Here is a 25,625-nt window from a genome sequence, read left to right on the forward strand (position 1 = left end):
AGGCGGGAATTTTGATACTACTCACTCTTCATGCCTGAAACATCGCCTTGCAAAGAGAAAACGAAATGAGCGAAAACAGCCATTACCAACAACTCACCCGCACCTTCCAGCGCCTCTCCCGTTTCTCCCACCTCTCCTCCATCGCCAGCTGGGATATGTTTACCATGATGCCGCCGGGAGGCAGTGCCGCGCGCGGTGAAGCGCTGGCCGAAATGAGCGTTCTGCAACACCAGATCCTGACCGATAAAAAGGTGGGTGAATGGCTGTCCGCCGCGGCCGGTGAGGACCTGAATGATATTGAACAAGCCAACCTGCGTGAAATGACGCGTCATTACCAGCAGGCGTCGCTGTTGCCGGAAGCGCTGGTGGAAGCCAAATCGCTGGCAGGCAGCAAATGTGAGCACGCCTGGCGTACCCAGCGCCCGGCCAATGACTGGCAGGGGTTTGCCGCCAACCTGAAAGAGGTCGTCAAACTGAGCCGCGAGGAGGCTCGTCTGCGTGCTGAAGCCAAAGGCTGCAGCCCTTACGACGCGCTGCTGGATATTTTCGAGCCGGACATGACCAGTGCGCGTCTGGACGTACTGTTCGCGGATATGAAATCCTGGCTGCCGGACCTGCTGGCAAACGTTGTGGAAAAACAGGCTCAGCAGTCGTTCGTTCCGCCGCAGGGCCCCTTCCCGACGGCAACGCAGCGTGAACTTGGGCTTGAAGCCATGAAGATGCTCGGCTTTGATTTTAACGGTGGTCGCCTGGACGTCAGTGCACACCCGTTCTGCGGTGGCGTGCCGGAAGATGTGCGCATCACCACGCGTTATGATGAGGACGAACTGCTCAGCGCGCTGTTTGGCGTGATCCACGAAACCGGACACGCGCGCTACGAGCAAAACCTGCCGCGAACGTGGGCCGGTCAACCTGTCTCTCTCGCCCGTTCAACGGCGATCCACGAATCCCAGAGCCTGTTCTTTGAGATGCAGCTGGGGCGCAGCGACGCTTTTCTTAAACATCTCCTCCCTGCGGTTCACGCCCGTTTTGGCAGTCAGGCGGCGTTCAGTGAAGAGAACTTTATTGCCTGGAACCAGCGCGTGAAACCGGGCTATATCCGCGTCGATGCCGACGAAGTCAGCTACCCGGCGCATGTGGTGCTGCGCTATGAAATTGAACGTGCGCTGATCAATGGCGATATCGAGGTGGATGACATTCCGGCGCTGTGGGATGAGAAAATGCAGGCCTGGCTCGGGTTATCAACCAAAGATAACTACCGCAACGGCTGTATGCAGGACATTCACTGGACCGACGGCGGTTTTGGCTACTTCCCGTCCTACACGCTCGGCGCGATGTACGCCGCGCAATTGTTCCATGCGGCCAAAACGGCGCTGCCGGATCTGCAGTCCTCCATCGCTGAGGGCGATTTCTCCGCCCTGTTTGACTGGCTGCGTCAGAACATCTGGCAGCACGGTAGCCGCTTCACCACTTCGCAACTGATTACCCAGGCGACGGGTGAAGACCTGAATATCCGTTACTTCCGCGAGCATTTGACGTCCCGTTATCTGTAATCCAGCGGCCGGAGTACGCTCCGGCCGTTTTCCTTTTGCGCACCCTTTACCGCCCTTTGTACATTCCGTTACACGCCGATACCAATCACTCACGGAAACCCCGAATTTACAGGGATATAGTTCTTTCAACGGCCCCGCAGTGGGGTTAAATGAAAAACCAAATTCGAGGGTATGAACATGAAAAAAGTATTAGCTCTGGTTGTTGCCGCTGCTATGGGTCTGTCTTCTGCTGCGTTTGCTGCTGAAACCACTGCTGCACCGGCTGCTGCTGCTCCAGCTGCAACAACGACTGCTGCTCCGGCAAAAACCGTACACCACAAGAAACACCATAAAGCCGCTAAACCTGCTGCAGAGCAAAAAGCCCAGGCTGCTAAAAAACACCACAAAAAAGCCGTTAAACAAGATGCCGCTAAACCGGCTGTAGAGCAGAAAGCGCAGGCCGCTAAAAAGCACCACAAAAAAGCGACCAAACCTGCTGTAGAACAGAAAGCCCAGGCCGCTAAAAAGCATCACAAAAAAGCAGTAAAACACGAAGCTGCTAAACCAGCTGCACAGCCAGCTGCGTAAGAGTACAAGCTTAACCGTGCCTTTCGGGGCACGTTGGTAAACCGGCGCTGAACCGGAAAGGTCCAGCGCCGTTTTTTTTATCCGGAGGGCGTATGCTGCGGCGCTATCGGTTTGAGCTGATTCTTATCCTGCTTATTTTATGCGCGCTCATCGCAAGCCATTTTTATCTTTCCTGATCGTAGCACGCTGATTTTACTCCCACTTTAGCGCTGTCCCGTCTATAGTATTTTCATAGGGTTCACTTTTAATAATCATAATTGCCCCCACCAGAGTGTGATATGCGTAAATCTGTTGTGTTGTTACTGGGAACGTTTGGTCTTTTTTCTGGATTCTCACATGCGGATGATGGCGGTGATGAAACCATTAGCGCGAAAGAGCTTAAAACGCTGTTTTTCGGTCATGACGATCGTACGCGCGTCGCCGATCCTACCCAGGCACCCTGGGACGCTATCGGGCAACTGGAAACCGCCAGCGGTAATTTATGTACCGCTACGCTGATTACCCCACAACTTGCCCTGACGGCAGGCCACTGCCTGCTGACACCGCCAGACGGCAAGCCAGACAAAGCCGTTGCCCTGCGATTTGTGTCGCAAAAAGGGATGTGGCGTTATGAAATTCACGGTATTGAGGGACGGGTTGATGCTTCTCTCGGCAAACGTCTGAAGCCCGACGGTGACGGCTGGATAGTGCCTCCGTCAGCGGCATCCTGGGATTTTGGCCTGATCATTTTGCGCTACCCGCCCTCTGGCATTACCCCGCTTCCGTTATTTGACGGAGACAAAGCCGCGCTCACTGCCGCACTGAAAGCCGCCGACCGTAAGGTGACGCAATCAGGCTACCCTGTCGATCATCTGGACGCGCTTTACACCCACACGGACTGTATTGTCACAGGATGGGCGCAAAACAGCGTGCTCTCGCATCAGTGCGATACGTTACCCGGTGACAGCGGCTCGCCGCTGATGTTAAAAACGGATAACGGCTGGCAGCTGATTGGTGTTCAAAGCTCTGCGCCAGCGGCAAAAGACAGATGGCGAGCAGATAACCGGGCCTTAGCCGTGACCGGTTTTCGTGACAAGCTGGAAGCACTGGCGCAGCAGTAACTCAGCACTGTCTGACCTGACGTAACGCCCTGATTGATTCAATCGGCATCGGCTGGCTGAACCAGAATCCCTGCAGCTGATCGCAGCCAGCCAGCCGTAACAATTTCATCTGCTTTTCGTTTTCCACCCCTTCAGCGACCACCGCCATGCCCAGGGCATTGGCGATCCTCACCGTGCCGCTCACCAGCGCCGCCGCCTGCTCATCGTTGTCCACCAGCCCGGCCAGTGATTTATCGATCTTAATGGTGTCGAAATTAAAACGCCGCAAATAGCCAATACTCGAATAGCCCGTGCCAAAATCATCCAGCGCCACCGCGGTGCCCAGTGCTTTAAGGTTGGCAATCGCCGTGCGGGCACGCTCGGGGTTTTCCAGCACATAGGTCTCCGTGACTTCGAGCTGGAGTCGCCTGGCCGGGAAACGGGTGCTTTCCAGAACCCAGGCCACTTTTTCTTCGAATTCAGGGTCGCGAAACTGCGCCGGGGAGATATTAACGGAGAGCTTTAATTCGCTGTACGGCTCCAGATCCTGGCAGGCACGCTGCAAAACAAACTGGCCCAGTTTGTAAATCAGCCCACTCGTTTCCGCAATGGAAATGAAGGTATCTGGACCGAGTTCACCTTCCGGATGACGCGGCCAGCGAACCAGCGCTTCCACGCTGCTCATTTTCTGACTGCGGGCGTCAATAATCGGCTGGTACCAGACTTCAAACTCGTCTCGCTCCAGTCCGTTACGGATCTGGTTTTCAATCGCAAGCTTGCGTTCCCGGGCGTTATTCAGCGCCGCGTCATAGTGGGTGACACGCCCTTTCCCGCTAATTTTGGAATGGTACATGGCGATATCGGCGCGGCGAAACAGCTCGGAACTGGTGCATTCAATCAGGGTTCCGCTGGCAATCCCGATGCTGGCACCGATATGAATGGTGCGCTCCCCCAGACGAATGGGGGTATTGAGAAAATCCAGTACGGATTCGGCAAAGGTGGTCGCCAGCGCTTCTGCCCCTTCACCGCCGATGGTCATGGCAAACTCATCGCCTCCCATGCGCGCCAGCATCCCGCCCGGTGGAACGCATTCATTCAGCGTTTTGGCGATGGTCACAATGAGATCGTCACCGACGCTGTGGCCGTAGATATCGTTGACGTCCTTGAAGCCATCCAGATCGATAAACACCACGCTTTTGACGTCAATATCGCCACGCAAACTCACGCGGTCCAGCGCTTCAATGAGTGCGCGGCGGTTCGGCAGATGGCTTAGCCAGTCCGTTCTGGCGACCAGACGCGCCTGGCTTTCTCCGCGGGCCAGTTTGTACAGGCCCACACAGCTCACCATAATAAACAGCAGGATCAGCACCGATGCCAGCACCACTATCTGCGTGATATCAGATGATGCGGCCCGGGCCGCCTGCGCGCCAGGAAGGCGTGCCTGCCAGTTGAGGTAACCCAGTAACTCCCCAGCAGAACTGCGCAGCGGCATACTCAGACTGTTGATTTTATCCGGGGTAAAGTTGAGGTTATCAATCTGAAAGGTCTGCCCCAGATCGGATAATATGCCGCTATTCAAATGGCGGGTAATCACCAGATAGCGGCGCGTACCGTCGTTAACCTGCAATCGCCCGATCATCGGTCGGATCAGCCCTATTCCGACAAACGCGACGCCGTGACGCGTTCGGGTGATCCCGGCATAAATATTCTTCTGGCTGGGTAATTCACGTCCGTGCTGCTGAATAAGCGCTTGCAGGCCTTTGCCAAAAAAGTCGAGATTCGTCTCCGCAAAAGGCTGGCTTTGAAACGATCCCCAGATGACGTTGAAATGCTCATCCAGCACGAAAGTGCCGTCATAGAGGTTATTGACTTTAAAGCCCGCTCCCCAGGTGTTGTATAACCATTCGGTATCGAGCTTTGGGCGGTAGACCTCGCGTACCGCATCGTCCCAGACGGCATTATCAATCACCAGGGTCGAGACACGGTTAACCGACGTTTGTATCGCACCCTGCACGGAAAGCGTGGTGCGGTGCTCGTCAATTTCATTGGTTTTGGTGCTGATCAGGTGCAGAGATAAATAGAGCAGCGCGACAATGGAGATGATTAAGCCGATCCCCGCCATGAAGATCATGGCAAACAATGTTCTCGCGGTGGGAATATTGCGCCAGCTTAATGTGCGATACATTAGCCATCCTCTTCAATGTTTTGCTTTTTTTAAGAGTAATACAGGCAGCGAATTTCGCTGCCTGTAAATAATGGCTTAACGTGTATCAGGCGAGTTTTATCATGATCATGCCGGCAAGCAGCAATATCAGTCCAATCCAACCTTTGTTATTTAAACGCTGACCGAACAGCACCCAGCCGGCTGCCAGGGTGGCGGCAATACCAAACCCGCCCCACAGCGCATAGGCCACGGACAGATCGATACCCTTCACCGCCTGTGACAGGGCGCTGAACGCCCCCAGTACGGCGGCAATCGACAACAGTCCGTAAATTTTACGACGAAAACCGTCAGAGAATTTTAGCAGGACGTTCGCTAAAATCTCCAGCACGATGGCAAACCCCAACCAGGCCGCGTGGATCCATTCAAACTGCTGCATGGGTCTGCTCCTTCGGCTGCTTAGTCGGTTTGCGTGTACCCGATTTAATCAGCACGATACCTGCTACCAGCGTCGTTAACCCGGCAATCTTCATTGTTGATAATGTTTCGTCAAATAATAAGACGCTGAACAGGGTGATCAACAAAATACCGATCCCTTCCCACAGCGCATAGGCCACACCCAGCGCAATTTTCTTCACTGCAAACGACAGGAAAATATAGGAAAGTGAAATCATCACCAGCATTAAAATAAAGCCGGTATTGCCATCGCTGACGCTTGCCCATTTCATAGACAGCGTGCCGGTAATTTCAGCGACAATAGCAAGGGCTAATAAAATCCAGTAAAACATGTTTTTCTCCTGCTTGAGAATATAATCCATCGTGGCCTGCTGCGTGCAGCAAACCCAAAAATATGAAATTAAATCAGACAGCTAAGCGCGTAGCGCCAGCTCAGGCAGAAGATGTGACTATAGCGCGTTGCGCCAGTGTTGCTCACCAGAAAGAAGGCAGAAGGAAGTGAAAAATACAGCGGTGTTGTTTGAAGAATACGTCCTGAACAAATTGTCCATAAAATTACAATTATCCGCGTTGTTGCTTCTCGTCTTTGCGGATGAAAATTGTCCTCGGTAGTTGAACACGCCAAATTTGTACCATAAGTAAGGCTTTTACTCAAAGTCTTTTCAATTCTTTACCCATCCCGTTTGATTTTGGTTAGTTTATTGAAACGGCTTTCGCCTTTATTATAAATAAAAATATTATTCAGGAACCCCCATGGCTAAACCCATCATTACCCTGAACGGGCTAAAAATTGTCATCATGCTGGGCATGCTGGTGATCATACTGACGGGCGTTCGTTTTGCCGCCGACATCATCGTGCCGTTTATTCTGGCCCTGTTTATTGCGGTGATCCTTAACCCGCTCATACAGCGCATGACGCGGTTCCGCATCCCGCGCGTGCTGGCAATCACGATGCTTATCAGCATCATTATTATTGCCATGGTGCTGCTGGTCGCTTATCTCGGCACCTCCCTGAATGAACTGACGCGAACGTTACCGAAATACCGCTTGTCGCTGGCGATACCGCTGTTGCAGCTTGAACCCTGGCTGCAGCGTGCGGGAATCGAAGTGTCCGTTGAGGAGTTGCTGAAGTACATTGATCCGAATGCCGCCATGACCCTCGTCACCGGCCTGCTGGCGCAGCTCTCTAACGCCATGACCTCGATTTTCCTGCTGTTTTTAACGGTGGTGTTTATGCTGCTGGAAGTGCCGCAACTGCCCGCAAAACTGCAGCAAATAATGGTCCGTCCGGTTGAAGGCATGGGAGCGATTCAACGCGCGCTGGATAGCGTCTCCCGCTATCTGGTCCTGAAAACCGCCATTAGCCTGGTCACCGGGGCCGTGGTCTGGGGAATGCTGATGGCGCTGGATGTCCGGTTTGCGTTCGTCTGGGGATTACTGGCCTTTGCGCTCAACTATATCCCCAACATCGGTTCGGTGCTGGCCGCTATCCCCCCTATTCTGCAGGTGCTGGTGTTCAGTGGATTCTATGATGCGCTGATTCTGCTGGCCGGGTATCTGGTGATTAACCTGGTGTTCGGGAACATTCTTGAGCCACGCATGATGGGGCGCGGTCTGGGATTGTCCACGCTGGTGGTATTTCTGTCCCTTATATTTTGGGGATGGCTGCTCGGCCCGGTCGGCATGTTGCTCTCCGTTCCGCTGACCATCATTGTGAAGATTGGCCTCGAACAGACGGCGGGCGGGCAAAGTATCGCCGTGCTGCTGAGCGATATGAGCCATAAGCCAGTCGAATAACCTCCGCAGATGCCTGCCTCGTCCCCCTTACCGGGGGTGACGAGACAGGCAGGTGTTACGGCCTTCGCGCGCGGCGCCCGGCGCACAACAAAATGGCTATTCGCGCCATCCCATTGCCGGTGCAACATGCTTCAGAATGGATTCGATAACATGCGCGTTGTAATCCACTCCGAGCTGGTTCGGCACGGTGAGCAATAAGGTGTCCGCTTCGGCAATCGCTTCGTCCTGTTTCAACTGCTCAATCAGCTTTTCAGGCTCAGCGGCATAGCTGCGTCCGAAAATTGCGCGCGTTTTCTCATCAAGGTAACCCACGCTATCGCTGTCGTTCCGGCTTGCGCCGAAGTACATGCGGTCACGATCGTCCATCAGCGCAAAAATACTGCGGCTGACCGAGACGCGCGGCTGACGAGTATGCCCGGCTTCCGCCCAGGCCTGTCGGTAAGCGCGGAGCTGTTTTGCCTGCTGAATATGGAATGGCTCACCGGTTTCATCATCTTTCAGGGTTGAGCTTTGCAGGTTCATCCCCAGTTTTGCAGCCCATACCGCTGTCGCGTTCGACCCTGCGCCCCACCAGATGCGCTCACGTAAACCTTCGGAATGTGGCTCCAGGCGCAGCAGCCCCGGTGGATTTGGGAACATTGGTTGTGGGTTCGGTTTTGCAAACCCTTCTCCGTGCAGCACCTCAAGCAGTACCTCGGTGTGTCGGCGTGCCATATCTGATTCATTTTCCCCTTCCTGCGGGACATAACCAAAATGACGCCAGCCATCAATGACCTGCTCCGGAGAGCCCCGGCTGATCCCCAGCTGCAAACGTCCGCCGGAGATTAAATCCGCCGCGCCCGCATCTTCCGCCATGTACATCGGATTTTCATAGCGCATATCGATCACGCCAGTACCGATTTCGATGCTTTTCGTTTTGGCACCGTTCGCCGCCAGTAAGGGGAACGGAGAGCTGAGTTGACGGGCAAAATGATGCACACGGAAATAGGCACCGTCTGCGCCCAGCTCTTCAGCGGCGACGGCCAGGTCGATGGATTGCAACAGGGTGTCCGCCGCGGAACGCGTGCCGGACTGAGGTGACGGTGTCCAGTGACCAAATGACAAAAAGCCGATCTTTTTCATAACGAGATATCCTGATGATGCTTTGCGTTATCTCTACTTTACGCATTACCCGGGGAGAATAAATGCCCTTTATTTAACGGAATAATTCAAATAAATTGACTGAATTGAGCGGATCGCAATGACGCCCCATAATGAGATATAGTGCGTCTTTCTTTTTCCCTGGCAGGTAAAACCGGCAATGGCTCTGATCCCTAAAAACTACGCGCGACTGGAAAGTGGCTACCGTGAAAAGGCATTAAAAATCTATCCCTGGGTCTGTGGACGCTGCTCACGCGAGTTCGTCTATTCAAACCTGCGCGAGCTCACGGTTCACCATATCGATCACGATCATACTAATAACCCGGAAGATGGCAGCAACTGGGAGCTGTTGTGCCTGTTTTGCCACGACCATGAACACTCGAAATACACCGAAGCAGATCAGTACGGTACTACCGTTGTGGCGGGTGAAGACGCGCAAAAAGACATGGGCGTGGCCACTTTCAACCCGTTTGCCGATCTAAAAGCGATGATGAATAAGAAAAAATAATTCCCTAATATTGCCCCTCTTCGTCATATGGGCCTCACAGTTACAGGTAAAAGGATATGGATACACTCCGTTGCTACTGGGACGTTTTTTTCAATGCTTATGGCTCACTGCTCACGAAAACCGTGCTGGTATTACTGCTGGTGTGGTGGTGTCATCAAACCCTGCAGCGCTTCAGAAAAGAAGCCCCTGACGCTACCGGCCCCATTGCCGAGGCCAATGCCAGAGAACGCTACCAGTGGCGCTACTTGCGGTGGGCTTTAAGTAGCATCCAGGGCATCCTTTCCCTGTATATTATAGGGTTGATTATTACGACGCTTTTTACGTAGCGGATACGGTTTCTGCCCTGAAGACGTCTCAGGTAGCCTCTGTCTTTAACAGTTCGCATTGTCGATGATAAGCCGGGGACGCATGCGCAGACTCGATACAGTCCAGCGTCCCCCTGCGGATCACTCAACCGTCAGCGCGAAACAATTTTTCAGTACAGAGGCAATATCATCTTCTGCCAGCTGTTGCGTTTCCACGCCCTGCGCGGTGATCGTTTTCAGCACGTTACCCAGCAAAATCTGGCGTCCTTCCGGGCGATGCTGTACGACGAGCAGCTTCTGCACAAAAATGGCGTCCGGGTGCGTGGAGTTAAGGTAGTTGGCAGGCACGAAATCAATCCACTCCTGAGGAGAGAGGTCAAAGCCGTACTGACTGGCCCATTTACCCTCCACCCATGCCTGAAGCAGATACTCACCCTCAGCGTTACGGGTCAGCCGGAACGTGTCGAAATCCTGCCGGATATCCGTATCAAGCATGTCTAACGCCATCGGAGCACGGATGCCGTAGCTACCGAACCCGAGGTCACAAAGCCACTGACGACCGTCAATCTCAGCAATGAGTGCCATATGGGTTTTAGGCCGACGCACCGGGTAGAACATCGGGCGCGCCGCGACAAAACGCCAGCGAATGCCCAATGCCTCCAGCGCCATCGCAAATAGCCCATTCACCTCATAGCAGTAACCGCCGCGCTTCTGCCTCAACAGCTTATCGGCAATGTCTTCGGGTACCAGCGAGACAACTTTACCCGCCTGTACATCCCCATTTTCAAAGGGTATCGAAAAGAGCTGATGGCGCATAAGCGCATGCAGGGTAGCAGTATCGGCAGCCGCAGGGCCGGTATAGTTTATGCGCCTGAAATAGGCAGAAATATCGAAATTGTCGCTGTGCATAGTGCCTCCTTGTCTGGAACATGCCGGACACTATAGATGGGGCACTTCATTGGCTGTATAGTCAGTTTTATCGAAAATTTGACTGCACAGATCCCCATGGCCGCCCCGTCCCCCCATTACCGTCGGATTGCTGAGATGCTGCGTCTTACGCTGGCTTCAGGCGCGTTGCAAATCGGCGACCGGATGATCTCTGCACGTAAACTGGCCGAGCGCGAACAGGTCAGTCTCCCGACGGCACTGGAAGCACTCCGCTGCCTTGAGGCCGAAGGCCTGATCGTTGCGCGTCCGCGTTCGGGCTACTACGTCCGTCAGACCCGCCAGTCCCGATGCGTGCAGCCCACGCGTTCCCTGTCCGGCCCCGTGCCTGTGACAATGTCAGCCGTCGCGCGATCGTTATTCAGTAGTGCAGAAGCCCGACTGGTACCGCTGGGGGCTGCCTTGCCCGACCCCGCGTGGCTACCAGGCGATACCCTGCAACGTGCGCTGCAGTCTGCAGGTCGACGTCTGGAAGCGCGTGGGCAAAGCTATAGCCTGCCTCCGGGACGGGTTGATTTGCGCAGTAAGATTGCCGCCCGGGCCGCGCAATGGGGTGGCCGTTTTGGTGCAGAGGATCTCATCATCACCGCTGGCGCGACACAGGCGCTGCGTCTGGCGTTGCGGGCTGTGTGCCAGCCTGGCGACGTGGTAGCGATAGAACAACCCGCCTATTTCGGTACGCTGTTGCTGCTGGAAGATTTGGGCCTGAAGGCGCTGGAGATCCCAACCGATCCTCAAGAAGGGTTGTTGCTGGCGCCGCTCGCCGATGCTATTCGGTGCCATCATCCAGCGGCCGTTCTGGCCTCGCCCACCGTGCAAAATCCGCTGGGTGCCAGTATGTCCGTCCCCCGCAAGCAGGAACTTGTTGCCCTGCTGGAAGATGCAGGCATCCCGTTAATTGAGGACGATGTTTATGGCGATCTGGTCGGCGAAGGGCAACGTCCTCCGGCCTGTAAAGCGTTCGACCAGAGCGGGAATGTCATTTACTGCAGTTCATTGTCTAAAACGCTTGCGCCCGGATGGCGCATCGGCTGGATTGCGGCCGGACGTTACCACGCCCAGGTCCTGCAGGCGCGTATGGCCGGAGACTGGGCAGGCGCGCCGCTGTTTGAAGCCGCAACGAGCGAAATCCTGGCCAGTGGCGACTACGATCGTCATCTGCGGCGGCTAAAGCGGCGCATCGCAGAAGGGATTGGTGCCGTCATTGCGCGCGTCAAGGCAAGCTTCCCTCCCGGCACACGCGTTAACGTGCCGGCTGCCGGTTTCCTGTTGTGGGTTGAACTTCCACACCAGGTGAATGCACTGGAGGTGCACCGCCGCGCGCTGGCACTGAACATTGGCGTTAGCCCCGGGCCGCTGTTTTCCCCCCGCGCACACTTAACGAATTACCTGCGATTAAATTGTGCCAACGAACCCACGCCCCTCCTGCTGAATGCGGTGGATCGGATTGGCGCGCTTTGTCATGAACTGGCCGGTTCCTCTGGCCTTATTCCAGAAAGTGAACATTGAGCGTTCTTTACTCCCTGCATCCGGGTTCGCGTTTTTTACTGCCGTCAGAAACGCACTCTTTTTTTCACGGAATAATACGTGCCGCTCTTAGCTGCGAGAACAGGCTGAAAAACATCTCATCGGTTGCCTGCATTCGCGTGAACCCTGACCGGCGGAGCTTACTGCCGTCGCCAAACATGTCGTAATTCCAGCTAAAGACAAAATCGGCAAAATGCCCGTCGTTCAGCTGCAAAATATCCGCCTCCACCAACCGCTCCCCGGCAATGTCGCGCCATAACGCACGATAATCCTTAAACAACTGATGGAATGACAATCTGACCGGCGGCGCAGAGTCCAGTTCAAACCAGCGTGCGATGCGCGGCCACAGCTCGCTCCAGCGCCAGATGTCCCCATTATTCACGTTGAAAGCCTGGTTGTTAGCCCTACGTGATGTGGCTGCCCACAGCGTTGCCTCCGCCAGCAATCCGGCGTCAGTATGATCAACAATGCTGTGCCAGGTCTGTTCCGAACCGGGAAAACGCAGAGGTAAACCCAGAGCCTTACACAGGGACGCATACAGTGCGATGCTCAGCGCAAGGTTCATGGTATTGCCTGGCACCGAACTGCCCACCACGCCTGGCCTGATGGCATTCCAGTGCCAGCGTTTTCCCCGCTGAAAATCACGGAGCCACGCGAGCTGAGCGGCGTTAAATTCTGCCCCGGGTACGCCCGGATCGCTTTCGCGTGCCGGGGTTTTGAACGGTCCCAGGTGCGCGCCATACACTTTGTATCCCTGCATCAGGCTTACCGTCTGCAAAGGTGCCGTTTTTTCAATATTGCTGACCAGGTTACGCAACATCGTGACGTTCGGTTCAACCATTTCCGTCCAGCTCCCGGCATTCATCCAGGCGCTGTAAAAAATATGAGTGATCTCGCCAGCGGCTTGCAAAGCCCTGGCGCTATCCTCTGCATCCAGTAAATCAACGTTGATCAGCGAAATAGCATCAGGATGGGATAAGGCATGGCGGCTCAGGCCAATCACCTGCCATTTATTGTCCAGGAGCGTTTTGACGAGCTGTCTGCCTACGATCCCGCTGGCGCCAGCGACCAGCGCGACGTTTTGTGGCTGCATCTTATTCACGGTGTTTCTCCAGTTAGGGTGACAGACACAGTGTGATATATTATTTTTTCCCTACATATCCCCTGAATTCGATGGCACTTATAAGAAAAAACATTAAATGAACAATAAGCTCAACGCCATTTCCACCTTTCTGCGCGTCGCAGAAGCGGGTTCCTTTTCGGCAGCCGCTCGCCAGAGCGGAATGAAGCAGTCTGCCGTCAGCCAGCAGATTGCCGCCCTGGAACAGGAGCTCGGGGTGGTATTACTGCATCGGACAACGCGAATGATGAAGCTCACCGAGCAGGGTGAACGTTATCGCCGTGATATGCAGCTTTTGCTGGATGCCATGCAGGAAGCGGAGAGACGGTTGAACCCTGCCGATCATCAGTTTCAGGGCAGCGTCCATGTTCAGTTGCCAAGCGGTCTGGGGCAGATCGTTTTGCCCCCTCTGCTGGCGCTTCAGCGCCTGCATCCGGCATTGCACCTGACGCTGTCCCTGGATGACCGCATCGCCGACCTGGTGAGCGAAGGGGTGGATGTCGCGCTACGCCTTAGCGCTGAGCCTCCGCAATCGCATGCGGCACGTCTGCTGATGCGGATTGAAACCGCGCTGTTCGCTGCTCCCGGCTTTCAGGCGGTACACTCCGTCAGCGAACTGGCGGCACATCCCCATGTGCGATTTAGCGGCATCCCGCGGGATGCGCCTCTACGGTTGATCGCCGGTGAGGAAACAATTGACGTGAAAGTGCATACCGTTTTTCGTGCCAACACCAGTGACGCCCTGTTACAGGCGCTGGAGTCAGGCATCGGGATTGGCGGCATGCAGCTGCCGCTTGCGGCAAAGGCGTTGCAAGCCGGCACGCTGGTGCCGGTATTACCAGCCTGGCGGTTACCTGACCGGTATCTCTATGCCGTCTACCCCGACGCCCGCTTTATCCCACAACGCGTCAGAAGCGTGATACAGGTGATCGAACAAATCCTGCCGACGCTTGCCAAATAACCGGCGTCTACTTCGCTACCGGCAAATCCGCGTACCGCGTCGTATAAGCCGGTGACAACATCTCGCGCTTCATCGCCCAGGATTTCTCAATCCCCTGCCCGGCAAACCATATCTTCCCTTTCCCGGAATGATTCACGCTGTCGATCAGCGCCATCAGCGCCGCGCTGTTGGCGCGCAAACGGTTATCGTCAAATAAATTCAGCTGGGCGACGCCGCTACTGAAAAAGTCCGCCAGCATCACCCCCGCTTTCATGTAGCGATAGCCGTCAAGCCATATGCGCCCCAGCGCATCGGTGGCGGCACGGATGATATCGCGCGAGTCATTGGTGGGCGTCATCAGGGTGACAGACGCCTGATTGCCGTAATAAACCTCGTTGTCCGCATGCGGGCTGGTACGCAAAAACACGCTGATAAAGCGACAATATTGATGCTCGCTGCGCAGCTTTTCCGCAGCCCGTTCAGCGTAGGCGCAAATGGCCTGGTGCATCTCCTCGTATTGCGTAATACGGTGTCCAAACGAGCGGCTACAGATAATCTGCTGCTTCGTGGGCGTAAACTCTTCCAGATCAAGACAGGGCTCGCCGCGCAGCTCGCGCGCCGTGCGCTCCAGGACAACGTTAAAATGTTTGCGGATGACCCACGAGGAAGCTTGTGCCAGATCCAGCGCCGTGGTGACACCCATCGCATTAAGTTTTTTGGTAATGCGCCGCCCGACGCCCCACACCTCCTCTACCGGTACGCGCGCCAGCAGTTTACGCTGCCGCTCGCGATCCGATAAATCCACTACGCCTCCCGTGTTGTTCCACCGCTTTGCCGCATAGTTGGCCAGCTTCGCCAGCGTTTTCGTGGGGGCAATGCCTACGCCAACGGTTAATCCCGTATTTTTAAACACCTGCGTGCGCATATGATGACCAAACGCCTCCAGCGCCATGCAGTTGCTGACGCCAGCAACGTTCACAAACGCCTCATCAATGGAGTAAATCTCTATGGCCGGGGCGAAGTCGGTCAGCGTCTGCATCACCCGGCTGCTGAGATCGGCGTAAAGCGCATAGTTCGAGCTAAAGACGTAAACCCGCGCGGGAAAGCGCTTCTCTTTGAATTTGAAATACGGCTCGCCCATTTTTATATCGAACTGCTTTGCCTCCCGCGACAGCGAAATAATGCAGCCGTCGTTATTGGAGACCACCACCACGGGTTTGCCCCGCAGATCGGGCCGAAACACCGTCTCGCAGGAGGCATAAAAGCTGTTCACATCAACCAGCGCGAACATGTTTATGCGTTTTGAGTGTGTGGGTGACAACACCGAAGATCTGCAGTTCCTCTTCGGACTGAAACGTGATCGGCTGATAGCGAACGTTATGCGGCACTAACCTCAGGATCGGGCGGGTCTGCAGCTCTTTGACCGTAAACTCACCCGCGACGGATGCCACCACAATATCCCCGTGCACGGCGTTTAACGAACGATCGACGACCAGCAGATCGCCATCGCCGATCCCAACGCCGATCATCGAGTCTCCGCTCACCTTCACAAAGTAGGTCGCGCTGGGATGCCTGACGGCCAGGCGGTTAAGATCGAGACGATCCTCCACATAATCCTGCGCCGGGCTTGGAAAACCACACGCTACGCGTTCTACAAATAAAGGTAACTCAAGGGGTTGCTTTGGATAATAAGAAAAGAGAGTGTCCATAAATGCCTTTCTCGCCAGATACTGTATATAAATACAGTATTACGGATTATGGACAAGGATCAAGGTCCTTTACGGGGGTTACCCCAAACGCATTGAAGTGTGAGCGGATTTAATTAAGCCGTATCCTGCGCATCGGCGAAAGAATAGCCAGATAACGCCTGCGGCAGCGACATTCAGGTTTCAAGAGGGACAAAAAAGCCCAAAGCACTGCTTTGGGCTTATGCCTGTCTGGCTTAATCCGCCAGCGAATCGAGCGTTTCCAGCGCGTCAGCCGGGAGCACCAGCTCCGCCGCCGCAAGATTTTGTCGCAGATGCGCCACGGAGGAGGTGCCGGGGATCAGCAGGATGTTCGGCGAACGTTGCAGCAACCACGCCAGCGCGACCTGCATTGCCGTTACGCCCAGCGAATCAGCGACCGCCTGCAGCCCGGATGATTGCAGGGGTGTAAAACCGCCCAGCGGGAAGAACGGCACATACGCAATCCCCTGCTGCGCCAGCGAATCCACCAGCACATCATCGCCACGGTTCACGATGTTGTACATGTTCTGCACACACACCACCTGCACCATCTTCTGCACTTCCGCAACCTGGGTGGCCGTGACGTTGCTCAGGCCAATATGGCGCACCAAACCTTGCTGTTGTAACTCGGCCAGCGTGGCGAGAGGTTCAGCAATTGAGCCTTCTGCTGGCCCGTGTGCGCTGAACATGATGCGCAGATTAACCACATCCAGCACATCCAGCTGCAGATTACGCAGATTGTCATGTACCGCCTGCGTCAGTTCCTGCGCGGAGAAGGCCGGCAGCCAGGAGGCATCACTGCCGCGACGGGCACCGATCTTGGTGACGAGCGTCAGATCGTCGCGGTACGGATGAAGCGCCTCGCGGATCAGCTGGTTGGTGATATGAGGCCCGTAAAAATCGCTGGTATCAATGTGATTCACCCCAGCAGCCACCGCTTCGCGGAGCACATCCAGCGCGGCATTTTTGTCCTTTGGAGGACCAAACACGCCTGGCCCGGCAAGCTGCATCGCGCCATAGCCAAGCCGTTTAACCGTCCGCGACCCAAGTGCGTACGTCCCGCTTTTATCAATGCTGCTCATGTCGACCTTCCTCATAAAAATGATCCGGATTTACAACGAGTTCCTTAACAGACCCCGTAGTTAAGCGCGAGTTAAATTAAAGTTTAATTTCTCTACGACGATAGTATTTGTGTAACCCTGCATCTTCTCTAACGGACGACCGCTATGCTGAAAAATCTGCACGTGATTACCGGTATTATCTTTGCTCTCACCATATTCTGTCTGTTGCAAGTTGTCACGGGAGGGTTGTTCTACTCTGCCGTCAGCAACGACCGCCATAACTTCCAGAACTCCGGGGTGCTCAATGCCCAGCAGGAGAGCCTGAGCGACAGCGTGAACACGCTGATCAAAACGCGCGTCACCGTCACCCGCGTGGCGATCCGCTACCTGAAAAACCAGCGTGACCCGGCGTCCCTTGCGGCGATCAACAAACTGCTTGGCACCGCGGCTGATTCTCTGGCTAAAGCGGAAGCCTATAACAAAGAGTGGCAGAAAATGCCGCAGGTTAACGGCCAGAACGCGGCATTAACCGACGAAATGCAGAAATCATGGAGCCAGATGCATGAAGTAATGCGTCTCTCCATTGCGTATCTGCGTGCCGACAACTACCAGGCCTATGGCGATCTGGATGCCCAACAGGCCCAGGACGATATGGAAGGGGTTTATAACCGCTGGCGCGCCGAAAACAACACCCTGCTGAAAGCCGCAACCGAAGAGAACCAGAGCAGCTTTACCCAGATGCAATGGACGCTGGCAGCGATCTTCCTGGCCGTTATCGCGGTGCTGGTGGTGATCTGGCAGGGTTTACAACACCTGCTGTTAAAACCGCTCCACATGATTATGAACCATATTCGCGCCATTGCGGGCGGCGATCTGACGCAGGATATCGCCCTGTCTGGCCGCAATGAGATGGGCCAACTGGCGGCGGGTCTGCATGAGATGCAGCAGTCGCTGGTGACCACCGTCAGCGCCGTGCGTGGTAGCACCGACTCCATTTACACAGGCGCAGGTGAAATTGCCGCCGGAAGCAACGATCTGTCTGCCCGCACCGAGCAACAGGCGGCTTCGCTGGAGGAGACGGCTGCCAGCATGGAAGAGCTGACCGCAACGGTTAAACAGAACTCCGACAACGCCCGTCAGGCTACGCTACTGGCGAAGAACGCTTCAGAAACGGCGGCCCGTGGCGGTCACGTGGTGGATAACGTTGTCCGTACCATGACCGAAATCGCCGACAGCTCGCAGCAAATTGCGCACATTACCGGCGTGATTGACAGCATTGCCTTCCAGACAAACATTCTGGCGCTTAACGCGGCGGTGGAAGCCGCACGTGCCGGGGAGCAAGGTCGTGGCTTTGCGGTCGTCGCAGGTGAAGTCCGCACGCTGGCCAGCCGCAGTGCGCAGGCGGCGAAAGAGATCAAAGGGCTGATTGAGAACTCCGTCAGCCGGGTGAATACCGGTTCAGAGCAGGTCAGCGAAGCGGGCGCAACCATGAAGGAGATTGTCGCTGCCGTGACCCGTGTGACCGATATCATGGGCGAGATTTCGTCGGCGTCCGATGAACAGAGCCGCGGCATCGAACAGGTGAGCCTGGCCGTTTCGCAGATGGACAGCGTCACACAGCAAAACGCCGCGCTGGTACAGCAATCCGCCACGGCGGCGGCGGCCCTGGAAGATCAGTCGGAACAACTGCGCCAGGCTGTGGCAGCGTTTCGCCTGAACGGAAAGGAAAAAGCCACCGCACCCCGCCCGGCCACGGTGAAAACCCCACAACTGTTACGCCCGGCAACGGCCAACACCGCCACCGACAGCAACTGGGAAACCTTCTGAGTGACAGGCGGGCGAACGTCTCGCCCGCCAGAAGCGCTTAACGGCTGCGCTTAGCGTGCCGTTCCCAGTTCTCCTGTTTCGCTTCGTCAGACTTTCGTAACGAAACATAGCATGCTCCGCTGCCGCCGTGATGCGGCAGCGCCACGCAAAAGGCCTGCACTTCCTCGAACTCGGTTAACCAGCGCGCCAGATAGCTGCGTACCACGTTGGGGTGGGCGTTCTGCTCCCGCCCTTTTCCATGAATGATCACCAGGTTACGTAATCCATCGCGCCCAGCCTGGCGGATAAAGGAAAACAGCATCTGCCGGCAACGCTCGGCGGGCTGGCGTAACAGATTTAAGCTGGCCTGGCGGGAATATTTACCCGAGCGGAGCTTATCAATAACGCCCTGTTGCACCCCTTCCCGTCTGAACGCCAGCGGCTCCTCCAGGGGCAGAAGTTCCAGGAAGCCCAGGGTCAGGAAGTTATCCAGTTGCTCGGTATCAATCTCCTGACGCGTTCGCGTGTTGCGGCTCGGCTGCCAGTGAATATCCGTGCAGCGCTTCAGGGGCTGGATACCCTCCATGGCGTCAAGAAAAAGTGATTTGTCGTCAGGGTTCATGGACATCCTCCCGCTACATCTGAGCCTGTACTATACCTGCGCCAGGCATGGGCCTCAATAACCGCTACCCCAGGATGAGGGCATAAATATTAACCTGATGAATATAAAAATTATTTCTTCGCAAAAGTTAAACGCGACTTAACTTAAATTTCAGCACACATAAAACAGAAAGTTTAGGTTAAAAAAATGTGGAATCAATGATGCTAAAACATATCTTTTTGAGGGTGGGCTGTTATAATTAAATAAACCTGCTTCACGGATATAACATTCAGGATCTGCGAAGGGAAGCACTGCTGTGTGTTGTAGGGTCTGTCTGATGTCGGACAGGCTCTGTTTTTTTATTTTACTCCCCGCTTCACTCCGATACTATTTTCCGCGCCTCTCTTCTGAATTGCGTAATTAACGATTCGGTCAGGGGTGTCTGACGAGAATCACGGCGCTGAATTAAATAATAGGCCGCTTTAGGTAGCGATTCGACAACGGGCAGCATAACCAGACGGTGCGCCAGCAGCGGGTCACAGCCCAGTTCCTTTGGCAGGATACTTAAAAAATCACTTTGTGCAACAAGACTAATGCAGGAAGAAAACGTTTCGCAGACAACGTCAATGCGTGGTATTTGCGAGCGATGAGTAAAAACATCTTCCAATTGCTTATAATAACTCCCGCGTGGCGTCGGCATTGTCCAGTTATAATTCAGCAATTCGGTAATGGATGTCGCGCCCGTCGCCGGATGCCCTTCCCGACAAAATACGGCGAAAGGCTTTTCGAACAATTTTTCAAACGTAAACTCATGATCGTACGGCCCCTGATAATAGGTATTGATGGTGAAATCCAGCTCGCCCTGGCGTAATTCATTGATCATCGACACCAGTTGCCCTTCCATAATCCGGACTTTTACCTGCGGATGTTGTGCATGAAAGCGGGTGATCACCGCGGGCATAAGGCTTCGCGAAATACTGGCTCCCATTCCAATATTAATCTGCCCGGCCAGTTCCCCCTGGCGCTGGCGGATATCATCCTGCGCCGCGCGTAACTCTTCCAGAATCAGCCTGGCGCGCGAGTAAAACCCTTCCCCACACTCGGTCAATGCGACGCCTTTACTCCTGCGCACAAAAAGCTGCGCCGCCATCCCCTCTTCCAGCTCTTTGATCGATTTAGTCAGCGCCGGTTGCGAAAGATTAAGCGTCCTGCTGGCACCGCGGATACTGCCCTGACGCGCGACTTCAACAAACGCCCGGATTTGATGAAATTTAATCTGAAATGACATAGCCCGACCGATAACCGTTGTTTATCAGAGTAAAGAAACTGTCATCTACTTTAATGGAAATGGATGTGCGAGGGTAATTCCTGAACGGTTAAAACTGTGAAAAAACGGTTAGTGATAAGTAAAAACTATCACAGCGTGAAGCAGTTCACATATTTTAATGATGACAGGAACAGATATGAAATCACTGGCGCAGTACATCCAGACATTAGCCCCACAACTGTGCGCATGGCGTCGCGATTTTCACCATTTCGCGGAGTCCGGATGGCTCGAATTTCGCACGGCGGCGAAAGTCGCGGAAATCTTAGACCAGCTGGGTTATTCGCTGGCGGTGGGCCGCGACGTGGTGGACGCCGAAAGCCGTATGGGATTACCCGATGACGCCACGCTGGCGCGAGAGTTTGCCCGCGCCCGGGCGCAAGGCGCACCAGAGAAATGGTTGACCCCGTTTGAAGGGGGATTTACCGGCATTGTGGCGACCCTGAATACCGGCCGCGCAGGCCCGACGCTGGCGTTTCGCGTGGATATGGACGCGCTGGATTTAAGCGAAGCACTCGATGACAGCCATCGCCCGTTCCGCGACGGGTTTGCCTCCTGCAACCCGGGGATGATGCACGCCTGCGCCCACGATGGTCACACCACCATTGGTCTGGGGCTGGCACACGTGCTTAAGCAGAATGAATCGCAACTCAATGGCACCATCAAACTGATCTTCCAGCCTGCCGAGGAAGGCACCCGAGGCGCTCGCGCCATGGTGGCTGCCGGGGCGCTCGACGATGTGGACTACTTCACCGCGATTCACATTGGCACCGGTGTGCCCGCCGGGGTGGTGATCTGCGGCAGCGATAATTTTATGGCCACCACCAAGTTCGATGTGCATTTTACCGGGGTTGCCGCACACGCCGGCGGTAAACCGGAGGACGGCCGGAATGCCCTGCTCGCCGCAGCTCAGGCCGCTATCGCGCTTCACAGCATTGCCCCACACAGCGAAGGTGCATCGCGGGTGAATGTCGGCGTGATGCAGGCCGGCAGCGGACGCAACGTCGTGCCAGCTAACGCCCTGCTCAAGGTTGAAACCCGCGGCGTAAGCGAAGCCATTAACCAGTACGTCTTTGAACGCGCGCAGGCCGTGATTACCGGTGCGGCGGCACTCTACGGCGTGAGCGTCGAGATGCGTCTGATGGGCGCCGCCACCGCCAGTGCCCCTACACCGGCCTGGGTAGATTATCTGCGCCAGCAGGCAAGCCAGGTGACCGGCGTGGTGCAGGCCATTGACAGAGTCAACGCCCCCGCAGGTTCCGAAGACGCGACGCTGATGATGGCCCGCGTGCAGCAGAATGGCGGAATGGCGTCGTATATGGTGTTCGGTACCGAGTTAAGCGCAGGTCATCACAATGAAAAATTTGATTTTGATGAGCAGGTCATGAACCTCGCTATCGAAACGCTGGCGCGCACTGCGCTTAATTTCCCGTGGACGCGAGGTGTGTAATGCAGGAGAACTACGCTTTTATTGCCGATGCCATCGACACACGATGTCAGCTGTTAACCGACATTGCCGACGACATCTGGGATCACCCTGAAACGCGTTTTGAAGAGTTCTGGTCCGCGGAACGGATTGCCGGCGCGCTGGAAGCGGAAGGTTTCACCCTGACCCGTGAAGCCGGCGGGATTCCGAATGCCTTTATCGCCTGCTTCGGCAGCGGTAAACCCGTTATCGCCCTGCTGGGGGAATATGATGCTCTGGCCGGATTGAGCCAGCAGGCACATTGCGCGACGGCACAGTCCGCCACGCCGGGTGCCAACGGCCACGGCTGTGGCCACAATTTGCTGGGAACGGCAGCGCTGGCGGGTGCCATTGCGGTGAAAAGCTGGCTGGAGCAGCACGGGGGGAGCGGCACCGTGCGTTTCTACGGCTGTCCTGGTGAAGAAGGTGGTTCAGGGAAAACCTTTATGGTGCGCGAAGGTTTGTTTGATGACGTTGATGCCGCCGTCACCTGGCACCCTGAAGCATTTGCCGGCATGTTTAACGTCAGCACGCTGGCCAATATTCAGGCCGCCTGGCGGTTTCACGGCGTAGCGGCACATGCTGCTAACTCGCCACATCTGGGGCGTAGCGCGCTGGATGCCGTAACGCTGATGACCACCGGCACCAATTTCCTCAACGAACACATCATTGAGAAAGCGCGCGTTCATTACGCTATCACCGATACCGGTGGAATCTCACCCAACGTGGTGCAGGCGCAGGCTGAAGTGCTGTATCTGATCCGCGCGCCGGAAATGGCCGATGCGCAGCAGATCTACGAACGTATCGAGAAAATCGCTCAGGGCGCGGCAATGATGACCGAAACCACCGTTGCGTGTCGCTTTGATAAAGCCTGCTCCAGCTACCTGCCCAACCGCACGCTCGAAGCGGCGATGTATCGCGCCCTGCAGCATTACGGCACGCCGGAGTGGACGGAAGAGGAGCGCCAGTTTGCGCAGGATATTCGTGCCACGCTAACGCCAAATGACCTGCAAAACAGCCTGAAGAACATTGCCGCGACGGGGGGAGAAGCCGGTAACGCTTTTGCGCGCCGTCAGCAGGAGATGTTACTGACAGATGAGGTCGCACCTTACGCCATTACCGATAACGTACTGGCCGGGTCAACCGATGTGGGCGATGTCAGCTGGAAAATGCCGGTGGCACAGTGTTTCAGCCCCTGCTTTACCATCGGAACGCCTTTGCATACCTGGCAACTCGTGGCTCAGGGGCGAACCTCCATTGCTCATAAAGGCATGCTGCTGGCCGGAAAAGTGATGGGCGCAACCGCGCTAAATCTGCTCCAGGATGCAACGCTGCTGCACCAATGCCGGGAAGAGTTCGAACAACAAATCACCGAAAAACCGTACGTGTGTCCGATTCCGACAGGCGTGACACCGTCACCCTTAAAATAATAAAACACAACACAACAACACAACAACAGTCCCGAGGAACGCCCATGAGTATGTCTTCCATACCTTCGCATTCCCCATCCGGTAAGCTCTATGGCTGGGTTGAAAGGATCGGCAATAAAGTGCCGCACCCTTTCCTGCTTTTTATCTGGTTGATCGTGGTTTTGATGGTGGCGACAGCGGTGCTGTCCGCCTTTGATGTCAGCGTGCGCAGTCCGGCCGATGGCAGTCTGGTGGCGGTCAAGAACCTGTTGAGTGTCGAAGGGTTGCACTGGTTTTTACCGAATGTGGTTAAAAACTTCAGCGGCTTCGCCCCGCTGGGGGCCATTCTGGCGCTGGTACTGGGCGCCGGACTTGCCGAGCGTGTCGGTCTGTTACCGGCGCTGATGGTGAAAATGGCCTCCCACGTCAGCGCACGTTACGCCAGCTACATGGTGCTGTTTATCGCCTTCTTTAGCCACATCTCCTCTGATGCCGCGCTGGTGATCATGCCGCCCATGGGCGCTCTGATTTTCCTCGCCGTCGGACGCCATCCCGTGGCGGGTCTGCTGTCGGCGATTGCGGGCGTAGGCTGCGGCTTTACCGCCAACCTGCTGATCGTGACCACCGATGTCCTGCTCTCAGGCATCAGCACGGAGGCGGCCAAAACCATCGACACCGCGGTGCACGTCAGCGTCATCGACAACTGGTACTTTATGGCCAGCTCGGTGGTCCTGCTGACCCTGGTGGGTGGACTGATTACCGATAAGCTCATTGAGCCGCGTTTAGGGAAATGGGAAGGCCGAAGCGATGAGAAGCTGGAGACGCTGAGTAAAGAGCAACGCGTTGGCCTGCGCGTGGCAGGCGTGGTCTCGCTGGCGTTTATTGCCGCGGTCGCGCTGATGGTGGTACCGGAAAACGGCATCCTGCGCGATCCGGTTAAACATACCGTTCTCCCCTCGCCGTTTATTCAGGGCATTGTGCCGCTGATTATTCTGTTTTTCTTTGTCGTTTCGCTCGCCTATGGGATCGCCACCGGCAAAATTCGCCGTCAGGGCGATCTGCCGCAGCTGATGATCGAACCCATGAAAGAGATGGCGGGCTTTATTGTGATGGTGTTCCCGCTGGCGCAGTTCGTGGCGATGTTTAACTGGAGCAACATGGGCAAATTTATGGCCGTGGGGCTGACCGATGCGCTGGAAGCGGCGGGGTTAAGCGGCGTCCCGGCATTTGTCGGCCTTGCGCTGTTGTCGTCACTGCTGTGCATGTTTATCGCCAGCGGCTCGGCAATCTGGTCGATTCTGGCTCCCATCTTTGTGCCGATGTTTATGATGCTGGGGTTCCACCCGGCGTTTGCCCAGATCCTGTTCCGTATCGCAGACTCTTCCGTCATCCCGCTGGCACCGGTCTCACCGTTTGTTCCGCTGTTTTTAGGCTTCCTGCAGCGCTATAAACCAGAGGCAAAACTGGGTACCTACTATTCGCTGGTTTTACCCTATCCGCTTATCTTTTTAGGGGTATGGCTGGTGATGCTGGTGGCATGGTATCTTGTCGGTCTGCCGATTGGGCCGGGGATTTACCCAAGGCTGCACTAAAGGATTAACGATGCTGAGATTACTCGAAGATAAAATTGCCACGCCGCTTGGTCCACTGTGGGTGATTGCAGACGAGCAGTTTTGTCTGCGCGCCGTTGAGTGGGAAGAACACAGCGACAGGATGGACACGTTGCTCAACGTGCACTATCGCGCGCAGGGTTATGAACGTATCAGCGCCACCAACCCCGGCGGCCTGAGCGACAAACTGACGGCGTACTTCGAGGGCGATCTCAGCATCATTGACACCCTGCCGACCGCCACGGCAGGCACACCTTTCCAGCGCGAAGTCTGGCAGGCGCTGCGCAGTATTCCGTGCGGACAGGTCATGCATTACGGCCAGCTCGCCGGGCAACTCGGCCGTGCCGGCGCGGCCCGCGCGGTCGGCGCGGCAAATGGCGCTAACCCCGTCAGTATTGTGGTCCCCTGCCACCGCGTGATTGGCCGCAACGGCACCCTGACCGGCTATGCCGGTGGCGTGCAGCGCAAGGAGTGGTTACTGCGTCACGAGGGGTATCTCCTGCTCTAGTTTCCAGGCTTTTAGT

At 55.6% G+C, this 25,625-nt stretch carries 24 protein-coding genes; 13 read left to right on the plus strand and 11 right to left on the minus strand.

What is annotated here, in order from left to right; translation table 11 throughout:
- The first annotated feature begins 65 nt into the window (after positions 1 to 65).
- The 3 genes from F8561_RS14710 (at position 66) to F8561_RS14720 (ending at position 3,220) form a co-directional block, all read left to right on the plus strand.
- A complete protein-coding gene (locus F8561_RS14710; RefSeq protein WP_108648373.1) occupies positions 66 to 1,553 on the plus strand; it encodes a carboxypeptidase M32 in 1,488 nt (495 codons plus the stop codon).
- A gap of 177 nt (positions 1,554 to 1,730) precedes the next feature.
- Positions 1,731 to 2,120: an acid resistance repetitive basic protein Asr gene (asr, locus tag F8561_RS14715; RefSeq protein WP_032670412.1), complete on the plus strand. Its 390-nt coding sequence runs from the start codon at positions 1,731 to 1,733 to the stop codon at positions 2,118 to 2,120.
- Between the two features lie 278 nt (positions 2,121 to 2,398).
- Positions 2,399 to 3,220, plus strand: a complete 822-nt coding sequence (locus tag F8561_RS14720; protein WP_020884292.1) for a trypsin-like serine peptidase — start codon at positions 2,399 to 2,401, stop codon at positions 3,218 to 3,220.
- 1 nt (position 3,221) lies between these two features.
- On the opposite strand, the gene F8561_RS14725 is transcribed toward F8561_RS14720, so the two are convergent.
- The 3 genes from F8561_RS14725 to mdtJ all read right to left on the minus strand — a co-directional run bounded on the left by F8561_RS14725 (position 3,222) and on the right by mdtJ (position 6,148).
- Positions 3,222 to 5,384 (minus strand): bifunctional diguanylate cyclase/phosphodiesterase, encoded by a 2,163-nt coding sequence (locus F8561_RS14725; RefSeq protein ID WP_151887638.1) that lies wholly within the window; start codon positions 5,382 to 5,384, stop codon positions 3,222 to 3,224.
- 85 nt (positions 5,385 to 5,469) lie between these two features.
- Positions 5,470 to 5,799 carry a multidrug/spermidine efflux SMR transporter subunit MdtI gene (gene mdtI, locus F8561_RS14730; protein ID WP_014169849.1) on the minus strand — a complete coding sequence of 110 codons (330 nt, stop codon included), beginning with the start codon at positions 5,797 to 5,799 and terminating at the stop codon, positions 5,470 to 5,472.
- Positions 5,786 to 6,148 carry a multidrug/spermidine efflux SMR transporter subunit MdtJ gene (gene mdtJ / locus F8561_RS14735; protein ID WP_032670478.1) on the minus strand — a complete coding sequence of 121 codons (363 nt, stop codon included), beginning with the start codon at positions 6,146 to 6,148 and terminating at the stop codon, positions 5,786 to 5,788. The genes mdtI and mdtJ overlap by 14 nt, the downstream gene beginning before the upstream one ends.
- Before the next feature lie 421 nt (positions 6,149 to 6,569).
- On the opposite strand from mdtJ, the gene F8561_RS14740 reads away from it, so the two are divergent.
- Positions 6,570 to 7,613, plus strand: coding sequence for an AI-2E family transporter (locus tag F8561_RS14740; RefSeq protein ID WP_151887639.1), 1,044 nt, complete (start codon positions 6,570 to 6,572; stop codon positions 7,611 to 7,613).
- A gap of 96 nt (positions 7,614 to 7,709) precedes the next feature.
- On the opposite strand, the gene F8561_RS14745 is transcribed toward F8561_RS14740, so the two are convergent.
- Positions 7,710 to 8,735 carry an LLM class flavin-dependent oxidoreductase gene (locus F8561_RS14745; protein WP_151887640.1) on the minus strand — a complete coding sequence of 342 codons (1,026 nt, stop codon included), beginning with the start codon at positions 8,733 to 8,735 and terminating at the stop codon, positions 7,710 to 7,712.
- Between the two features lie 178 nt (positions 8,736 to 8,913).
- Here F8561_RS14745 and yajD point away from each other — a divergent pair, with 178 nt between their 5' ends.
- Together yajD and F8561_RS14755 are read left to right on the plus strand one after the other, a co-directional pair.
- Positions 8,914 to 9,261 (plus strand): HNH nuclease YajD, encoded by a 348-nt coding sequence (gene yajD, locus F8561_RS14750; RefSeq protein WP_014169845.1) that lies wholly within the window; start codon positions 8,914 to 8,916, stop codon positions 9,259 to 9,261.
- A 56-nt stretch (positions 9,262 to 9,317) separates the two neighbouring features.
- Positions 9,318 to 9,587, plus strand: a complete 270-nt coding sequence (locus tag F8561_RS14755) for a hypothetical protein (RefSeq protein WP_014169844.1) — start codon at positions 9,318 to 9,320, stop codon at positions 9,585 to 9,587.
- A 120-nt stretch (positions 9,588 to 9,707) separates the two neighbouring features.
- Here the strand turns inward: F8561_RS14755 and F8561_RS14760 are convergent, their stop codons facing one another.
- Positions 9,708 to 10,475, minus strand: a complete 768-nt coding sequence (locus F8561_RS14760) for an arylamine N-acetyltransferase family protein (RefSeq protein WP_020884297.1) — start codon at positions 10,473 to 10,475, stop codon at positions 9,708 to 9,710.
- A gap of 36 nt (positions 10,476 to 10,511) precedes the next feature.
- On the opposite strand from F8561_RS14760, the gene F8561_RS14765 reads away from it, so the two are divergent.
- On the plus strand, positions 10,512 to 12,020 hold the full coding sequence (locus tag F8561_RS14765) for a PLP-dependent aminotransferase family protein (RefSeq protein ID WP_138013785.1): 1,509 nt from the start codon (positions 10,512 to 10,514) through the stop codon (positions 12,018 to 12,020).
- Between the two features lie 64 nt (positions 12,021 to 12,084).
- Here the strand turns inward: F8561_RS14765 and F8561_RS14770 are convergent, their stop codons facing one another.
- Positions 12,085 to 13,140 (minus strand): SDR family oxidoreductase, encoded by a 1,056-nt coding sequence (locus F8561_RS14770; RefSeq protein WP_059306016.1) that lies wholly within the window; start codon positions 13,138 to 13,140, stop codon positions 12,085 to 12,087.
- Positions 13,141 to 13,237: 97 nt separating this feature from the next.
- On the opposite strand from F8561_RS14770, the gene F8561_RS14775 reads away from it, so the two are divergent.
- Positions 13,238 to 14,119: a LysR family transcriptional regulator gene (locus tag F8561_RS14775; RefSeq protein ID WP_032678042.1), complete on the plus strand. Its 882-nt coding sequence runs from the start codon at positions 13,238 to 13,240 to the stop codon at positions 14,117 to 14,119.
- A 7-nt stretch (positions 14,120 to 14,126) separates the two neighbouring features.
- Here F8561_RS14775 and umuC read toward each other — a convergent pair whose 3' ends face one another.
- The 3 genes from umuC to F8561_RS14790 all read right to left on the minus strand — a co-directional run bounded on the left by umuC (position 14,127) and on the right by F8561_RS14790 (position 16,907).
- Positions 14,127 to 15,389: a translesion error-prone DNA polymerase V subunit UmuC gene (gene umuC / locus F8561_RS14780; protein ID WP_151887641.1), complete on the minus strand. Its 1,263-nt coding sequence runs from the start codon at positions 15,387 to 15,389 to the stop codon at positions 14,127 to 14,129.
- A complete protein-coding gene (gene umuD, locus F8561_RS14785) occupies positions 15,373 to 15,807 on the minus strand; it encodes a translesion error-prone DNA polymerase V autoproteolytic subunit (RefSeq protein WP_014169838.1) in 435 nt (144 codons plus the stop codon). The genes umuC and umuD overlap by 17 nt, the downstream gene beginning before the upstream one ends.
- Before the next feature lie 233 nt (positions 15,808 to 16,040).
- Positions 16,041 to 16,907, minus strand: coding sequence for an aldo/keto reductase family oxidoreductase (locus tag F8561_RS14790; RefSeq protein ID WP_151887642.1), 867 nt, complete (start codon positions 16,905 to 16,907; stop codon positions 16,041 to 16,043).
- Positions 16,908 to 17,051: 144 nt separating this feature from the next.
- Here F8561_RS14790 and tcp point away from each other — a divergent pair, with 144 nt between their 5' ends.
- Entirely contained in the window at positions 17,052 to 18,713 is a 1,662-nt protein-coding gene (gene tcp, locus F8561_RS14795) for a methyl-accepting chemotaxis citrate transducer (protein ID WP_014169836.1), read from the plus strand.
- A 37-nt stretch (positions 18,714 to 18,750) separates the two neighbouring features.
- Here tcp and smrA read toward each other — a convergent pair whose 3' ends face one another.
- Together smrA and F8561_RS14805 are read right to left on the minus strand one after the other, a co-directional pair.
- Positions 18,751 to 19,314, minus strand: coding sequence for a DNA endonuclease SmrA (gene smrA, locus F8561_RS14800; RefSeq protein ID WP_020884302.1), 564 nt, complete (start codon positions 19,312 to 19,314; stop codon positions 18,751 to 18,753).
- Positions 19,315 to 19,669: 355 nt separating this feature from the next.
- On the minus strand, positions 19,670 to 20,581 hold the full coding sequence (locus F8561_RS14805; protein ID WP_014169834.1) for a LysR family transcriptional regulator: 912 nt from the start codon (positions 20,579 to 20,581) through the stop codon (positions 19,670 to 19,672).
- Between the two features lie 175 nt (positions 20,582 to 20,756).
- On the opposite strand from F8561_RS14805, the gene F8561_RS14810 reads away from it, so the two are divergent.
- From F8561_RS14810 to ogt, 4 genes are read left to right on the plus strand one after another with little or no spacing between them, the layout of a single operon-like run.
- Positions 20,757 to 22,067, plus strand: coding sequence for a M20 family metallo-hydrolase (locus F8561_RS14810; protein ID WP_151887643.1), 1,311 nt, complete (start codon positions 20,757 to 20,759; stop codon positions 22,065 to 22,067).
- Positions 22,067 to 23,512 carry a M20 family metallopeptidase gene (locus tag F8561_RS14815; protein WP_151887644.1) on the plus strand — a complete coding sequence of 482 codons (1,446 nt, stop codon included), beginning with the start codon at positions 22,067 to 22,069 and terminating at the stop codon, positions 23,510 to 23,512. Before F8561_RS14810 ends, F8561_RS14815 begins: the two co-directional genes overlap by 1 nt.
- Positions 23,513 to 23,556: 44 nt before the next feature.
- Positions 23,557 to 25,083: a p-aminobenzoyl-glutamate transporter gene (gene abgT, locus F8561_RS14820; RefSeq protein WP_151887646.1), complete on the plus strand. Its 1,527-nt coding sequence runs from the start codon at positions 23,557 to 23,559 to the stop codon at positions 25,081 to 25,083.
- Between the two features lie 10 nt (positions 25,084 to 25,093).
- Positions 25,094 to 25,609: a methylated-DNA--[protein]-cysteine S-methyltransferase gene (gene ogt, locus F8561_RS14825; RefSeq protein WP_020884306.1), complete on the plus strand. Its 516-nt coding sequence runs from the start codon at positions 25,094 to 25,096 to the stop codon at positions 25,607 to 25,609.
- Positions 25,610 to 25,625: the final 16 nt, after the last annotated feature.

Origin of the sequence: Enterobacter sp. 198 (assembly GCF_009025585.1) — a bacterium.
In the GTDB taxonomy this organism is placed as follows: domain Bacteria; phylum Pseudomonadota; class Gammaproteobacteria; order Enterobacterales; family Enterobacteriaceae; genus Enterobacter; species Enterobacter ludwigii.

Excerpts from the sequence above, each read along its gene's own strand:
- smrA (WP_020884302.1), bottom strand. The coding sequence starts at position 19,314 with ATGAACCCTGACGACAAATCACTTTTTCTTGACGCCATGGAGGGTATC.
- F8561_RS14740 (WP_151887639.1), top strand. The coding sequence starts at position 6,570 with ATGGCTAAACCCATCATTACCCTGAACGGGCTAAAAATTGTCATCATG.
- asr (WP_032670412.1), top strand. The coding sequence starts at position 1,731 with ATGAAAAAAGTATTAGCTCTGGTTGTTGCCGCTGCTATGGGTCTGTCT.
- F8561_RS14810 (WP_151887643.1), top strand. The coding sequence starts at position 20,757 with ATGAAATCACTGGCGCAGTACATCCAGACATTAGCCCCACAACTGTGC.
- mdtJ (WP_032670478.1), bottom strand. The coding sequence starts at position 6,148 with ATGTTTTACTGGATTTTATTAGCCCTTGCTATTGTCGCTGAAATTACC.
- F8561_RS14775 (WP_032678042.1), top strand. The coding sequence starts at position 13,238 with ATGAACAATAAGCTCAACGCCATTTCCACCTTTCTGCGCGTCGCAGAA.
- mdtI (WP_014169849.1), bottom strand. The coding sequence starts at position 5,799 with ATGCAGCAGTTTGAATGGATCCACGCGGCCTGGTTGGGGTTTGCCATC.
- tcp (WP_014169836.1), top strand. The coding sequence starts at position 17,052 with ATGCTGAAAAATCTGCACGTGATTACCGGTATTATCTTTGCTCTCACC.
- F8561_RS14805 (WP_014169834.1), bottom strand. The coding sequence starts at position 20,581 with ATGTCATTTCAGATTAAATTTCATCAAATCCGGGCGTTTGTTGAAGTC.
- F8561_RS14815 (WP_151887644.1), top strand. The coding sequence starts at position 22,067 with ATGCAGGAGAACTACGCTTTTATTGCCGATGCCATCGACACACGATGT.
- umuC (WP_151887641.1), bottom strand. The coding sequence starts at position 15,389 with ATGTTCGCGCTGGTTGATGTGAACAGCTTTTATGCCTCCTGCGAGACG.
- F8561_RS14755 (WP_014169844.1), top strand. The coding sequence starts at position 9,318 with ATGGATACACTCCGTTGCTACTGGGACGTTTTTTTCAATGCTTATGGC.
- F8561_RS14765 (WP_138013785.1), top strand. The coding sequence starts at position 10,512 with ATGGGGCACTTCATTGGCTGTATAGTCAGTTTTATCGAAAATTTGACT.
- F8561_RS14745 (WP_151887640.1), bottom strand. The coding sequence starts at position 8,735 with ATGAAAAAGATCGGCTTTTTGTCATTTGGTCACTGGACACCGTCACCT.
- ogt (WP_020884306.1), top strand. The coding sequence starts at position 25,094 with ATGCTGAGATTACTCGAAGATAAAATTGCCACGCCGCTTGGTCCACTG.
- F8561_RS14720 (WP_020884292.1), top strand. The coding sequence starts at position 2,399 with ATGCGTAAATCTGTTGTGTTGTTACTGGGAACGTTTGGTCTTTTTTCT.
- umuD (WP_014169838.1), bottom strand. The coding sequence starts at position 15,807 with ATGGACACTCTCTTTTCTTATTATCCAAAGCAACCCCTTGAGTTACCT.
- yajD (WP_014169845.1), top strand. The coding sequence starts at position 8,914 with ATGGCTCTGATCCCTAAAAACTACGCGCGACTGGAAAGTGGCTACCGT.
- F8561_RS14725 (WP_151887638.1), bottom strand. The coding sequence starts at position 5,384 with ATGTATCGCACATTAAGCTGGCGCAATATTCCCACCGCGAGAACATTG.
- abgT (WP_151887646.1), top strand. The coding sequence starts at position 23,557 with ATGAGTATGTCTTCCATACCTTCGCATTCCCCATCCGGTAAGCTCTAT.
- F8561_RS14760 (WP_020884297.1), bottom strand. The coding sequence starts at position 10,475 with ATGCACAGCGACAATTTCGATATTTCTGCCTATTTCAGGCGCATAAAC.
- F8561_RS14710 (WP_108648373.1), top strand. The coding sequence starts at position 66 with ATGAGCGAAAACAGCCATTACCAACAACTCACCCGCACCTTCCAGCGC.
- F8561_RS14790 (WP_151887642.1), bottom strand. The coding sequence starts at position 16,907 with ATGAGCAGCATTGATAAAAGCGGGACGTACGCACTTGGGTCGCGGACG.